Here is a 13,939-nt window from a genome sequence, read left to right as displayed (position 1 = left end):
AGCCGTGGCCGGGGTATGTCCCCCGGCCGCTCAAGCCCCCCTCAAGTGCCTACCTGTCCTGTCCGGGCTCGTTGTCGCCTTGCCACCAGGAAGGATCGGCGTACTGGCCCTGACGGCCGGCGTCGGAGTGGTACGGGTCGTGCGGACCACCGCCCTGCCACTGCTGTTGCTGCTGGAAGTCCTGCCACTGCTGTCCTGGGGCGGCGGCCGGTTCCGGAGTGCCCCACGACACGCGCTGCTGGGGCGTGTGCGCGTGCTGCTGGTCGTAGCCGGGCAGCGGCTGCGGCTGGGACGGGATCGGGGGTGCGGCCACCCGCTGCGCCGTGCGCCGCAGGGCGGTGCCCTCCAGCCGCATGAGCTGCAGGGTGTCGGTGACCTTCTTGTCGGAGTAGGGATCCTCTTCCTCGAAGATCTCCGTGACGTCGGCCTCGTCGGCGCCCTGCACGGACACCTCGACGCCGGCCTGCCGGGTGCCCCAGCTCCCCTTGTGCAGGGTGAGCAGAGCGTAGAACCGCAGCGGGGTGAGCAGGGTCAGCTGGATGACGCCGTAGAGCGGGGCCAGCAGGAACATGCCAAACCGCTTGATGAAGCCCATGCCCCGGCGCGGGAAGTCGAGGTAGCGCACATTGCGGAGGTAGCCCATCAGCACCATGAAGACCAGGTAGTCACCGATGTGGGCGATGAACCGGTCCGGGTGCAGGATCGGGGTGATGACCATGGAGTAGAACATCGCCGAGCCGAAGACCAGCCACAGCGCCAGTTCCATGCACGTGAGCCAGAAGGCCGGGCGGTACTTCTTCTGGTGCCGGAAGGCCCACAGGGACTCGCGGAAGAAGGACTTGTTCCAGCGGACCTGCTGTCGCAGGAAGTGCGGCAGCTTCTCGGGCACGGCCGTGTATCCGACGGCGGTCTCCTGGAAGACGACCTGCCCTTCCATGAGGCAGTAGTTGGTCATCCGGCGGTCGTCACCGAAGACCGCCGGCTTGCCCAGGAACTGCTGGTTGAGGAAGTCGGGGAGGTACTTGCGCACCAGCGTGCCCCGGTAGGCGGACAGCGCTCCGCAGCAGCAGAGCACGGACTTCAGACGGGAGTACGCGGCACGCTCGAAGAGGAAGGAGTTGCCGTACCTGAGGTCCTGCAGACGCGTGAAGATGTTGCTGTCGTGGTTGAGCGCCAGGACCATTCCGGTGGAGGCCATGACGCGCTCGTCGGCGAGCGGCAGCAGAAGTTCGCGGACCGTGTCCCGGGAAAGGATCGTGTCGGAGTCCACGCACAGGAAGATGTCCGAGTACGGCGCCGCCTCGAAGCCGAGGGCGAGCGCCTCGCGCTTGCCCTTGTTCTCCGGCTGCACGCTGACCGTGTACTTGATGCCCCTGGCCTCGAACTCGCGGCGCAGCTTCTTCGCCGCCCGGATACCGCCCGGGTCGACACTGCAGTCGTCGATGATGTGGACCTCGTTGGGGAGCCGGCTCTGCGCGAGAAGGCTGCGCATGCCCTGCTCGAACATCACCGGGTCTTCGTTGTAGATCGGGATGACCGCGGTGACCCAGGTGCTCTCCAGGTACTCCAGCTCCTCCCGCCCGGCCTTGGCCGGCCGGTAGAAGAGGGCACCGAACATCTTGAGGCTCAGCAGGCCCAGGGCACCAAGTGAGTAGATGTGCAGGGAGCCCGCGTCCAGCCGGGTGGCGATCAGCCCGGCCAGGACGAGAAAGACGAAGTAGGAGACCTTCAGGTGCCGGCGCTTGCGGTGCGCCCTATGGCCACCGGAGTCGACGGCCCCGGGTATGTACGTGTGGTCGGTGCTCACAGCTTGACCACCCGGGGGTGGTCGGCGGAGCGGCCGCGGGTGTCGAACAGTACGCGCGCGCGATCTGCCAGCAGGTCCAGGTCGATCTCGCGGTGCGGCTGAAGCAGGACGGTGAGGTCCGCCGACTCGGCGGCGGCAAGATAGTCGTCCGCTCTTTCCACCGGGGTCCCGGAGACCGTCCAGTGCGCCACACGAGGGTCGAAGTAGACGAGTTCGGCGCCGCGGTCGCGGAGGTTCTCGGCCACGGCAAGGGCCGGGCTTTCCCGCTGGTCGGATATGTCGGGCTTGTAGGTCACGCCGAGCAGCAGGACGCGGGAGCCACGGACCGGCTTGCCCTGGTCGTTGAGCAGGTCCGCCGCACGGTTGACGACGTGCACGGGCATGCGGTGGTTGATCTCTTGGGCGAGTTCTACGAATCGGAACGGGATGCCCAGAGAGCGCACCTTGTAGGACAGGTAGTTCGGGTCGATCGGGATGCAGTGGCCACCCACGCCCGGACCGGGGTAGAAGGGCGCGAACCCGAAGGGCTTGGTGGAGGCGCAGCGGATCGCGTCCCACAGGTCGACGCCGATCTCACGGCAGAACATCGACATCTCGTTGACGAGAGCGATGTTCACATGGCGGTAGGTGTTCTCCAGGAGCTTGGCCATCTCGGCCTCGCGCGTGCCCTTTGCCTCCACCACGCGCCCGACGAAGCGCTCGTAGAGGGCGCGTGCGGTCTTGGTGCAGTCCGGCGTGACGCCGCCGACCACCTTCGGTGTGTTCTCCAGACCGTAGCTGGCGTTGCCCGGGTCGATGCGCTCGGGCGAGAAGGCCAGGTGGAAGTCCGTCCCGACTCGCATACCGCCGGCCTGCAGGCGAGGCAGGACGACCTCTTCGGTGGTGCCCGGGTAGGTCGTCGACTCCAGCACGACCAGCGTGCCCGGAGTCAGATGTGCTGCGATGTCGTCGACGGCCGCGTGCACCGCGCCCAGGTCGGGCGAACCGTGCTCGGTCAGGGGGGTCGGGACGCAGATGACGACAGCGTTGGCGCCGGCGATGACGTCGGCCTGGTCGACCGCCTCGAAGCCCTGCTCCAGCATCGTGCCGACCTCGGCGTCGGTGATGTCATCGACGTGCGACCTGCCGGAGTTCAGCCCCTGGACAACCCGCCGGCTGCGGTCGAGACCGACCACTTTCAGCCCGGCCCCGGAGGCCGAGCGGGCCAGCGGCAGTCCTACATAGCCAAGTCCGACGACAACGAGATCCACCGTGGTGGTTCTGTTCACGACACCGTCCCCATACCCCCAGGCGGACGCTGACGACAGTCGTCCCGCCGGTCAACACAATCGATCAGGAGTCAGGAGGCTAACAAAACATTCACATCACTTCCCACCTTCACACGAGTGCTCCTCATCACCTACGTGCATGTACAACCTTTTTGCTGCGACGTGTGTAGCGGTGCCTGATCCGCGGCCGCTCCGACGAAAGGGAAGTCGCCAGTTCCGCTTCGCCCCGCGGCACGGGCACGCGAGGGAGGTGAGGTTTTGTCCGGCATCCGGGCATTCGCCGGAGCTGCGCCGGCAGCTACGAGTGGAGCCTGTTCGACGGCGATGGCGACATCTCGGACAAAGACCTAGAGCTGACAGGCGTGAAGGTGCTAACTATCCCGAAAAGCATCAAAATGCTCAAATACGGTGCGTACGGCGCCGAAGGCACCAATGGCGTCGTAATGCTGGGAATCGAAGACGACATCGTGAACCCGCACTCCGAGCGGTTCAAGGACCACCTTCACGAGCCCTACGGACTCAAGGCGAACGTGACAGCGACCTCTGCTGCGCGGCCCGCACGCGGATCCCCCGGCCCGTTGCCGCTTGGTGCACGGCCGGTGGGAGAGCCTCGACAGCGCGCTCACCGACCCGGGCGACTACGACGCCTGGCGCGCACACGATGACGTACGCGGCCGCTGACGCGAGGAACAGCTCGAGCATCAGCGAGCGGTGTGGGGCCAGGCGGCGGCGGTGGCGCAGCTGCCCGCGGCGCGTGAGTCCGAGCCGCCTGAGCCGGAGGAGTTGTGCGAGCGGTGCGGTCGGTCTCGTGCTGGGCGGCCGACAACCTTTACCACGACGACGTGCTGCCCGAGGACGGCCGGCACTGTCCCGACTGCCGCAGGTGTCTGTCGCAGCAGTAACCGAGTTTCCCCTCAGTGCTGTTGAGGCGCCGCAGCTGAACAGCGGAGGCGCCCGCGGGGTCCCGGTCATCGCCATGGAGGCCGAGTACACGTCTGGCCACGAGCCCGAGCACGGGCCGTAAGGCCGACCACGGGCCCGACCATGAGTTCTGGGTGATCGACGGCCCCCCGGGGACAGGAACCCTCGGAGCACGGCTCGGGTGCGTCGTTGAACGACGCCCTTGACGAAGCGTCACTCCGGCGACGGCGACGGCGACGGCGACGGCGCGGCACCGCGCCGCAGGAGATCCTGCACCGCCACTGCCACGCCCCGGCCGGTGAACACCAGTGCCAGGAGCACCATCGGGGCGGCCAGCCACCGCCACGCACTGTGGAACTGTGTGATCACGTAGATCCCGCAGTAGACCTGGACCGAGCTGATCAGCAGGTTGCCCAACACGCGAAGTACTGGATGCGGTCTCCTGCGGAACACCGCTTCGAACCAGGTCTTTTCCATTGTTCCCCCCTCACCGAGCCCGGGACCGTCCCGGGCAACTACAGGGACACAGTAGAAGCACGCGAGGCCGATGACGGAGCGGTCCCGTCATGATGCGCATGCGCCGCTTCGGACTCCCATCACCGTGACGCTCTCCCGGAGAGGCGACTCCCACATCGGCCGTCACATCTTGGCTGTGACCTGGGCTTACGAAGTACTCGAACAGCAACTGGACGGCAGGCGCACCCATGTGGCCCGATCACGTGCACGGGGCCGACCTCGACCGCGACGTCACTCCCGGCCGTGAGGTGCGGGGGATCGACGGGCTCGGGAGGTCAGTCATGACGGCCAGGAACCCGGCAAGGGAGTGCACGGTTCGCCGGCGCGGCCTACCAGCACCCCGGGCCGACGGCCCGTTGGCTGGGCGACAGTTGGCGGGTCAGCGGCCTGGCGTGTGTGGAGGTCCATCCGGCTTCGGCGGGCGCTTCGGCTCGGCGCTGACTTCTGCCGCATCGCCCAGACCAAGGCCTGGAAGACGGTTGCGGTGTTGTCTGCCCTGCTGCATCCCGGGACATTGCACCGGTGCGTTGCGACTGCTTCACGGACTCTGTTCTGGCTGTTCAGAGGGCCTATATTCGCAGACTCCTGGATCTTGGACCCAATTGCCCGAACGGCCGGGGTCCGGCACTTGAGCGAGCGGAACCACAGCGAATGGCACGCGGCAGGATGACACGACGTCATGGGTGGGCGGTGGTGGCGCTGCTGTGCGTGGTGGTGCCGTCGGCGGCTGCCTGTACGGCAGCGACCGGGAAGCCGGCGACGAGGAGGACGACCGAGGCCGAGACGAAGGCCACCGCGACCACGCCGTCCTGCGAGGGCGGGGCCGTCCGGTGGACCTCGGTACACCGGGAGTGGCGACTCACCGAAGTCTCGCCGGTCGTGAACGTCCGCAAGAGCGACGGCTGGGTCACGTTCGACCCGGGGCTCGTGCGCAACATAGTGGCCCAGGTCAGCACGAGCGACGACCGAGTATCAGCGCATCAGGTCCTCGCCGCGCTCGCCAAGCGCCTCAAGTGGTGGGACGTCGAGCAACTGGCCGCTCCGGGAGAGGAGTCCGCCGATCGTCGGCGCCACCCCGTCAAGGTCGACTCCCTCGGGCACGCGGGGCGTCTCGTCGAGGCCGAGGGAGTCCAGGCCGTCGACGCGAGCTTTACCGTGACCTGCCCCGGCCGTGAGGTCTACGGCGGCGTGACCACCTGGTTCGGCCATACAGGCGCATCCCTGGCCTGCGGCGTGAACCCCCACACCAAGGAGCCCTGGGTCCAGGAGGCCTACCGGTTGACGTGCGGTCCGCTCAGGCCCTGAGGAGCAGACCGGGCGGCTTGGATGGGACCCGCCAGCTCTGACGACGAACTACCGGCGCAGGACACTCGGCCGAACGACGCACAGGATGACTACGTCGATTCGAACTACCGGAGTGGTCCGCGCTCATCGATGAACACGGTGGGTGCGGACAAGAACACATCGGCATTCACCGGGCCGTATGCGATGTTGAACGTGTCCAGCCAGTATGTCCAGCCCCGAATCCCCAGGGCACTGCTGAAACGGTAGTTGAGCTGCCAGCGGACCCATTGGCCAGGGGCGAGCCGGACACCCGGTGGCCGCCGCTTCCGGGGCGGTAGGGCAAACAGCGGCTGTACTCGGGGGAATACCCGCAGTCGGTCATCTGCTTCACGGAGCTGGACTTCGACCTTGCTCAGGACTTCCCGGCTCTCATAGGGCTCGAAACCGTCGCGCTCATGCATGCGGATCACATGTGCCAGGGGAGCTGCCTCATCCGGGAGAGTGAAGCCGACCGGGGACGCGTTCCTTCGAGCTGCAGCATCCCCGCCCCGAGATTCTTTCGTCCAGGTTGTCCGGATCCACTGGACGGTGATCTCCACAGCCTCTGCCCTTACCGCCTTGTCGAGAAGTCCACTCTACGGCCCTGCCACCCCCACGTCGGCACGAGCACTGGCATGCGTGAGCGACTTTGGCTTTCACCGTTTTTGATCCAACAGCGATGTGTGACTTTCAAGACGGCGATAGACGCCTCCCGGTGAAGGTGGCACAGCCACGGACGGGGCGCCAGCCGGGCGCGGAGGGCCCGTCGGGTAGCAGGTCGACGAGCGGCGCGCCACCGCCGGGACCTCCCCGCAGGAAAGCTACGACAGCCCGTTCTCCGGATGCTGCGCACGGGGGCTTGACCCAAGGCCGGGCAATTGGGGTTCTTCGCAGGTCGTGCAAGGGGAGTTGAGGTCCATGTCGTGGCGGCGTAGAGGCCGGGGCCGACCTTGTGGATGAGTCCGGCTTCGGCCCATCGGGAGAGCTGTGGGCGGCGTACCCCGGCACTCCGTCGGAGCACGCCGCCCTGTTCATCTGCAGGGACGACTCCTCACGAACCGCACTCGAATTGGGACGAGACGACGCCCATCATTTCTACGGTTGCGCTGCGAGCTGCGCGGGCGCGGCGCCGCAGGGTGGTGCCGCAGCCCAGCCCGGGCCGGTGTCAGCCGACGACTACGGGATTCTCCGGCCGCTGGAGGTGGGCTGCCATGGCCGGGTCGCTGATGCCGTCCCTGCCGGTTTCCACTCGGCCGGCGAAGCGGCGCTCGAGCGATGAGCCGTACATGGTGACGGTGAAGTCGTACGAGTGACCGCTCGGCTTCAGTGACCAGTGCCGCTCGACTTCCTCGCGGGCCGGCACATGGATGGTCCGGGGCTCGGAGAAGCGGTAGGCGTGGGGCTCGACGTGCAGCGTGACCGCCTTCGGTCCAGGATTGCGCACGGTGAGGACGGCGGACTTGCCGTGACGATCGTACCGAACCCGGAGCTCCGGGCCGCCCTCGGAGGCAGTGGTCCCGGCGAAGGAACGGAAGAACCCGCCCGGACCGTGGACTTCGAGGTCGTAGGCGCCGGAGTCCGTCGCCATGGTGTCCCATATGTCGGCGAGCCGCTTTCCGGCCTCGACGGTGTAGCGCCGCGGGATCCGGTCGAGGTGCAGCCTGTCGTACACGTGGAAGACGGCGCCCTTGTGGCCGGTGTTGAGGAACTGGAGGGTGACCGTGCCCTCGCCGGGGTCGGTGGAGGCGTCGGTGTGGAGTTCGTACGGCAGCGCGCGAGTAGCGCGTTCCGCGCTCCTGGAACAGTGGCTCCGGTGCGGTCGGCGCCTTCGGTGCCGGCAGGGTGCGCTGGTGGGCGTCGGAGGCGGCCCAGTCGCTCTGGTCGGGGAGTTCCGGGAACCGCTGCTTGTTGGGGTGCTTGAAGTCGAACGCCGAGGTGAGGTCACCGGAGACGGCGCGGTGCCGCGGGCTCACGGCGTCGATCTGGACGCCGAAGCGCTGCTCGAGGAACATGCCGATCGAGGTGTGGTCGAACACCTCGGAGTCGACCCAGCCGCCCCGGCTCCACGGGGAGACGACGTAGAGCGGCACGCGCGGGCCCATGTCCCACGAGCGGGTCGTCCCGGTGACCGTGTCGTCGGCCTTGAGCCACGACGACGGCTTGAGCGGGCAGGATCTTGAAGCTTGCCGTGATCTTGATCAGGGGCATGGTGGCCGCAGCGTCCACAGTACGGTCTTGCGCGCATGGTGTGACGCACGCCAGGAGCTTTTGATCAGCTGCCTCGCGCACGCTGCTGCCTGGATCGCCGGCTCGCCTGTTTCCACCGGACCGGAGCAACTCCACCCGCTGCGATGGACCAACACCCCGACAGAACAAAGGTGTTGCAGGACGAGAACTCCCTGAGACCTCAGCCTGCCCCTGGTGTGTTGAGGAGTGCCAGACCGAGGGGAGTGGGGCTGTGACGTACGGAGTTTCGGTGACGGAGCGAACGGACCAGCCCGGCTTCGCGGAGAATGGTTGCGTGTTCGCTGGCGCTCGCGGCTGCGATACCTGCACGCGCGGCCAATTCCTTGGTGGAGCAGCCTTGGTGCTCTGCGATGGTGGTCAGCACCGCGGTGCGCGTCCGCCCTAGAAGCGTCGACACACCGGGGGAGCGCGTTTGGCCGGGCGTGGCAGCGAGGGGGGTGAGCTCATGCGGGTTCTGGGCGGCGGGATAGCTCACGGACACGGTCTGGCATTCGGTGACTATGGCGCGCGTGCCGAACATCGAGGGAATGAGCAGGAGGCCCTGCCCCTCCAGGTAAAGGTCACGCTCGGCTCCGTTCGCCATTCGGATTTCCAGAACTGGCGGATTCCATCGCATCCATCGGGGGTTGGCCTGGGTCAGCAATTGTTCGACGCCGCCGGTGAGTAGGTGCTGTAGGCGCAGGGTTTGGTCGACCGCCAGGTATTCTGTGAATTGGGCCCAATGTGGAGCCAGCAGGCATGCGTGAAGATGCCGGAGCCCCGTACAGAGCTCGGCGAGCAGAGAGGGATCGTCTGATAGCCGGCTTGCCCAGGCGGGCAAGGAAGGATGATGCAGTGCTGCTTCGCGCACATCTGACCTGATGCGTTCGGGAGGTGTGGCGCGTATCTGGTCCAGCAGCTCCTCGATAGTGCCCGCTTTCGTGGGACTGAGGAAGTCCGGTGAAGATCCCACGGACGGCATCAGGGCCAGGGCCATGCGGGCTTGGGCTGACAGCTGCGTGCGAGCACGGTTTCGCCAGGCATCGAGCCGGGCAGGCTGACTGCGGCTCTGCAGGGCTCGCGCCGCAAGTTCCAGCTCATGCAGCGGCATCGGCGCCTCGGCTACACGTGTCCGGGCCAGATCCTGCACCGTGAAGTGTATGCGGTAGGTCATGGCGGTCTGGGCGGAGTCCCTTCGGAATGTCGTTCTTCGGGCCAGCCCGAATCAGGTCGCCATCGTATCGAGCCAAGGGGAAGCTGGATCCGCCGACCTGCATGTATGGCACAACGACGTGTCATGGATGCTCGTCGATTCCGGTGGACAGCACGAAGGCATTCAGGCCGGCCGAATAGGAGTTTCCGAGTGACTGCACTTGGAATCGTGATCACGTAAAGGCCCGTCGACGGTGCCCTCATGGGTACGTGGCGCCCCAGCCCACCGGTCTGAGCACTGCTAGGCCACGCTGACTGCCAAAGACGACAGGAAAGCCTCCACGGAGGGGACCTGTCCCGTCCTGGCGAGGCGCCGCCGCGCTCATACTCCCGTCGTGCACACCGTTACACGCAATTCCTATTTCTTGCACAGTGAAAGAGAACCATGATGCACAACACCTCTCCGGTCACGATGCCTGAACTCCACCTCGACGGTCACAATCTGGGCATGGATGAGGTCTACAGGGTTTCCGTGATAGAGGAAGGAGCGAAGCTTGACCTGGCGGAGGACGCGATCCTGCGCATGAAGAAATCCCTTCAGGTCAAGGATGACCTCATCGCATCAGGGATACCCATCTATGGCGTGACCACGGGCTTCGGTGACAGCAGCAGCCGGCAGATCAGTCCCGAGAAGACGGTGGCTCTGCAGCGGAATCTGCTGCGGTTCCTGCGTGTGGGCACCGGCCCGGTGGCGCCTGACGAAGTCATTCGTGCGACCATGCTGATCCGCGCCAACAGCGCCGCCCGAGGACACTCCGCCATCCGGCAGGAACCTGTCCGCCTCATTCTGGACATGCTGCACCACGGCATCCTGCCGCAGATCCCGGAGCGGGGCTCGGTGGGCGCCAGCGGCGACCTGGCCCCGCTCAGCTACTTGGCGGCGTCGCTCACCGGCGAAGGCACCGTCACCTATCGGGGTGAGCGGATGCCCGCCGCCGAGGCCCTGCGCGCGGCCGGTCTGCAGCCAGTGGAACTGCAGGCCAAGGAAGGCCTTGCCCTGGTCAACGGTACTTCTTTCATGTCCGCCTATCTGACATTGGCGTTCACCGAGGCACGCGAACTCGCCTGGTGCGCCGAACTGTGCACGGCACTGGCTGCCGAGGTACGCAGGAGCAGCAGGGACCAGTTCACCGCCTTCCCGCACATCAACAAGCCGCATCCGGGCCAGATGACCAGTGCGGAGAACATCAGGCGGATCCTTGAAGGATCCGCCCTGATCGGCACGGACGCCGATCTCCGGGGAGAGGGCATAAGCGAGGGCTCCACCTACCTGGAACTCGAACGCGGTATCCAGGACCCCTACTCCATCCGTTGCGCCCCCCACGTGATCGGTGTGCTGCGCGACACCCTGACGTGGACCGAGCAGTGGATCACCAACGAGATCAACTCCTCCAACGACAACCCACTCTTCGACGCGGAGTCCTTCAGCGTCCACAACAGCGGCAACTTCTACGGCGGCCATGTGGCCCAGGCCGCCGGTGCGCTCGCCGCCACCATCGCCAGTGTGGGTGACCTCCTGGACCGACAGGTGCAGCTGTTGGTGGACCCGAAGTTCAACCTGGGGCTTCCGGCGAACCTCATCGCCCCGGTCGAGGCCACCCATCCGGCGGCCGGACTGCACCACGGCTTCAAGGGCGCGCAGATCGCCTCCTCCGCTCTGACCGCCGAAGCACTCCATCTGACCATGCCGGTCAGCTCCTTCTCCCGGTCGACCGAGGCGCACAATCAGGACAAGGTCAGCATGGGCACCATCGCCGCCCGGCACGCCAGGACTGCCGTCCACCTGATCAGCGAGGTCACCGCGATCCACCTGGTGGCACTCTGCCAGGCCGCGGACATCATCGGCGCAGACGGACTCGGCCCCCTCACCGCCCGTGCCCACACCTACCTGCGCAGCACCGTCCCCTTCGTCCAGGAGGATCGCCCCCTGGACGAAGAGTTCCAGCAGATCGCCAAGCTGCTCATGGACGGCACCCTCCGCCGCACGGTCATGGCCGGTTGACCGCGACGACGCTTGATCTCAAGCGGTGCGCCATGGGCGGGATGTGACCCGGGCGGTCGCTTCGGCGTCGAGGACTCGGGGTTCGAGGCATCCATGGACGATGCCACGAGGCGGTCGCCGACCAGTCGGCGGCGGCCCTCCAACCAGCCTTACGCCGGGCCCTGCTTGGTGGAGCGGCGGGCGGCCGCCGACAAGCTCCGCAAGGCGGAAGAGAAGGTTCATCAAGCCCGGCCCGGAATTGATCGGCCGGGGATTCACAGTGGTTCGCCGGCGGGCGGGAACGCGAGATGAGGAACATACAGATGATCTTGTCCGAGCTGAGGCCGAACGAGGACGCAGTACAGAGATATCGCGCCGCGGGCGTCTGGCGGAACGAGGGCCCGCTGGCAGATTTGCAGAAGTGGCGAGACGAACGACCCGAAGCCATCGCGGTGATCGCTTACCGTGCCGGAACGAGCGTGCGTCGACTTACGTACCGCGAATTCGGCGACTACGTCGAGCGGTTCGCAGCTGCGCTGCATGAGCTCAACGTCGGGCCAGGGCAGGTCGTCGCGATGCAGTTGCCCAACTGGTGGGAGGTCAGTGCGCTGCTGCTGGCCTGCGCACGAGTCGGAGCCGTCGTCGCTCCCGTCATGATGTCCATCGGCCCCCGCGAGCTGGAACGCATCCTGTCGCGACTGGACGCCGGCGTGTGCGTCACGGTCGACCAGTGGGGTGACGTACGGTACGCGGACGCGGTGGCCGAGATGGCGCCCCGCCTGCCGAAGCTGCGGCACCGGGTGGTCATCACCGGGGGCGAGACGTCCGAGGACGTGGTGAACTTCCGCCGCCATTTCGAGGAGACATCCCGGGAGCGACAGCCCGGGACGCTCCCTGGGGTGCTGCCCGCCGAGGACCCCGACCGGGTGGCCCTGGTCCTGTTCACCTCAGGAACCTCCGGCGAGCCCAAGGGCGTGCTGCACACCTTCAACACGCTGTACGCCGGAGCCTCGGCGATAGCCCACGCGGAGGGGCTGGACACCCGAGACCGGTTCTTCACCACCCAGGCACTGACCCACATCTTCGGGCTGATGTACAACATCATGATCCCGCTGCTGGTCGGTGGCGCCTCCGTGCTTTCCGACGTCTGGGACCCCAAGGGGGCGCTGGACATCGTCGCCGAGAGCGAGACCACCGTCCTGGCGGGAGCACCTCCGTTCGTCACCGCGCTCGTCACCGCTGCCCAGGTGGAGCCCCGGCCGGCGCTCTCGCCGCGCATGGTGCTCAGCGGCGCCACCACGGTTCCCGGCCAATTGGTCACCTCTGTTCCGCAGACCTGGGGCGTGCCGCTGCGAACCCTGTGGGGAATGACCGAGGTCCCCGGTCACACCTGGACCCGCCGCGACGATCCGCCGCTGTGGGGCTCGCGGAGCGACGGCAGGCCAGGAGCCGGACTGGAACTCGACTTCCGGTCCGACACCGACACCCCGCCCACCGCCGAGCAGCCGGCCCGGCTCTTCGTCCGTGGAGGCGGTGTGTGCCTCGCGACTTTCGGCCGGGACAGCGGTCGACTGCGGGTGATGGCCGACGTGGACGACGGCTGGTACGACACTGGTGACCTGGCGATTCCAGACGGTCGAGGGGGCCTGCGCATCATCGGCCGGACCGCGGACCGCATCGGCGGCTCCTTCATGATTCCGATCAATGACGTCGAGACGGAGCTGCTGGCGCACCCTGATGTCCATGATGTCGCCCTCGTCGGCTACCTGGATGACAGGAGCAATGAACTCGCCTGCGCGGTCGTCGTTCCCGGTGCGGCCATACCCACTCTGTCCGGTCTGCGGGACTTCCTGGCCGCCCGCGGCATGACCGAGTGGTACCAGCCCAGTCGGCTCGAACTGGTGACAGCACTGCCGCGCAACGCCACCGGAAAGGTCCGTAAAGACCTTCTCCGCGCTCAGGTGAAGGACGGTCGCATGGTGGATCAGATGACGGTGTGACGTCTGGTGGGAAGTGGCGGCGCCAGGCGAGTGATCAGTGGTGTGACCGCCCGTCCCGCCGCCCGTCACAGCCAGACGGAAGCCACGAGTACGACGTGACGTGAAGACCAGCGAGAGCAGCACCGTTCACCAACAGAGTTTGCCATCTGGGGCGCAGGGAGACTTGCCTGCACCGGAGTAGATCCTCCCGATCGGCTTCGGTGCTTGCCTCTCCGCGCCCTCAAAACCGCACATCCAGACGGGTGTTGGTGTACCGAGTCCGGCAGGCGATTTTGATGGTGCGGAACCGTGCCCGCAGGCCCGGCAGCATGATGCGGCGGGCACCCTCGCGGTCTGTGACGTGCGCGGCACACACCAGGACCATCAGGACCAGGCCGATTCGGTCCTCGATGACATGCCGGTGCCTGCCGTTGATCTTCTTGCCGCCGACGTAGCCGCGTGATGCTGCCGGCACCGAGGCGGCGCCCTTGACCGACTGCGAGTCGATGATGGCCGCGGTCGGCTCCGCCTCACGTTGGACGGAACAGGGACCGAGACGTCGGACTGGGACAACAGGGCCTCCTGATACTCGAACGGTGTCGCAACCTCCGAGCCATCAAGGGGCCCTGTCCTTATGCGCCTACCCGGACGTGATCACCCGACCGAGCCGCCATACTCGAACTCATGCTCACCGTGATCGGCGCGA

Annotated in this window: 10 protein-coding genes and 2 pseudogenes; 3 read left to right on the top strand and 9 right to left on the bottom strand. The window is 66.7% G+C overall.

The features are described from left to right. Positions 1 to 49: 49 nt before the first annotated feature. The 4 genes from ACFV0T_RS24950 to ACFV0T_RS24935 all read right to left on the bottom strand — a co-directional run bounded on the left by ACFV0T_RS24950 (position 50) and on the right by ACFV0T_RS24935 (position 5,375). Positions 50 to 1,807, bottom strand: a complete 1,758-nt coding sequence (locus tag ACFV0T_RS24950) for a glycosyltransferase (RefSeq protein ID WP_385783123.1) — start codon at positions 1,805 to 1,807, stop codon at positions 50 to 52. Beyond that, positions 1,804 to 3,075: a nucleotide sugar dehydrogenase gene (locus ACFV0T_RS24945; RefSeq protein ID WP_385783120.1), complete on the bottom strand. Its 1,272-nt coding sequence runs from the start codon at positions 3,073 to 3,075 to the stop codon at positions 1,804 to 1,806. Before ACFV0T_RS24945 ends, ACFV0T_RS24950 begins: the two co-directional genes overlap by 4 nt. A 1,134-nt stretch (positions 3,076 to 4,209) precedes the next feature. Further along, on the bottom strand, positions 4,210 to 4,416 hold the full coding sequence (locus ACFV0T_RS24940) for a hypothetical protein (RefSeq protein ID WP_385783117.1): 207 nt from the start codon (positions 4,414 to 4,416) through the stop codon (positions 4,210 to 4,212). Positions 4,417 to 5,189: 773 nt separating this feature from the next. Then, entirely contained in the window at positions 5,190 to 5,375 is a 186-nt protein-coding gene (locus ACFV0T_RS24935; RefSeq protein ID WP_385783115.1) for a hypothetical protein, read from the bottom strand. A gap of 16 nt (positions 5,376 to 5,391) precedes the next feature. Between ACFV0T_RS24935 and ACFV0T_RS24930 the strand changes: the two genes are divergently transcribed. After that, positions 5,392 to 5,817, top strand: coding sequence for a hypothetical protein (locus ACFV0T_RS24930; RefSeq protein ID WP_385783112.1), 426 nt, complete (start codon positions 5,392 to 5,394; stop codon positions 5,815 to 5,817). Positions 5,818 to 5,921: 104 nt separating this feature from the next. Here ACFV0T_RS24930 and ACFV0T_RS24925 read toward each other — a convergent pair whose 3' ends face one another. From ACFV0T_RS24925 to ACFV0T_RS24910, 4 genes and pseudogenes are all read right to left on the bottom strand, one after another. Further along, entirely contained in the window at positions 5,922 to 6,395 is a 474-nt protein-coding gene (locus ACFV0T_RS24925; protein ID WP_385783109.1) for a hypothetical protein, read from the bottom strand. Positions 6,396 to 7,000: 605 nt separating this feature from the next. Continuing rightward, a complete protein-coding gene (locus ACFV0T_RS24920; RefSeq protein WP_385783106.1) occupies positions 7,001 to 7,780 on the bottom strand; it encodes a phospholipase domain-containing protein in 780 nt (259 codons plus the stop codon). A 52-nt stretch (positions 7,781 to 7,832) separates the two neighbouring features. Next, positions 7,833 to 7,961, bottom strand: a pseudogene (locus ACFV0T_RS24915) (alkaline phosphatase family protein); the annotation flags it as partial. A 281-nt stretch (positions 7,962 to 8,242) separates the two neighbouring features. Then, the gene (locus tag ACFV0T_RS24910) at positions 8,243 to 9,235 is read right to left on the bottom strand and encodes a MarR family transcriptional regulator (RefSeq protein WP_385783103.1); all 993 of its coding nucleotides are present in this window, start codon (positions 9,233 to 9,235) and stop codon (positions 8,243 to 8,245) included. A 486-nt stretch (positions 9,236 to 9,721) separates the two neighbouring features. Here ACFV0T_RS24910 and hutH point away from each other — a divergent pair, with 486 nt between their 5' ends. Next, on the top strand, positions 9,722 to 11,275 hold the full coding sequence (gene hutH / locus ACFV0T_RS24905) for a histidine ammonia-lyase (RefSeq protein ID WP_385783100.1): 1,554 nt from the start codon (positions 9,722 to 9,724) through the stop codon (positions 11,273 to 11,275). A 287-nt stretch (positions 11,276 to 11,562) separates the two neighbouring features. Beyond that, a complete protein-coding gene (locus ACFV0T_RS24900) occupies positions 11,563 to 13,254 on the top strand; it encodes an AMP-binding protein (RefSeq protein WP_385783097.1) in 1,692 nt (563 codons plus the stop codon). A gap of 268 nt (positions 13,255 to 13,522) precedes the next feature. Here the strand turns inward: ACFV0T_RS24900 and ACFV0T_RS24895 are convergent. After that, positions 13,523 to 13,768 (bottom strand): annotated as a pseudogene (locus ACFV0T_RS24895) (transposase); the annotation flags it as partial. Positions 13,769 to 13,939 lie beyond the last annotated feature (171 nt).

This window comes from Streptomyces sp. NPDC059582 (assembly GCF_042735715.1).
Lineage (GTDB): Bacteria > Actinomycetota > Actinomycetes > Streptomycetales > Streptomycetaceae > Streptomyces.
Note: the sequence above shows the minus strand (reverse complement) of the source record. Positions and strands in the feature narration are given on the sequence as shown.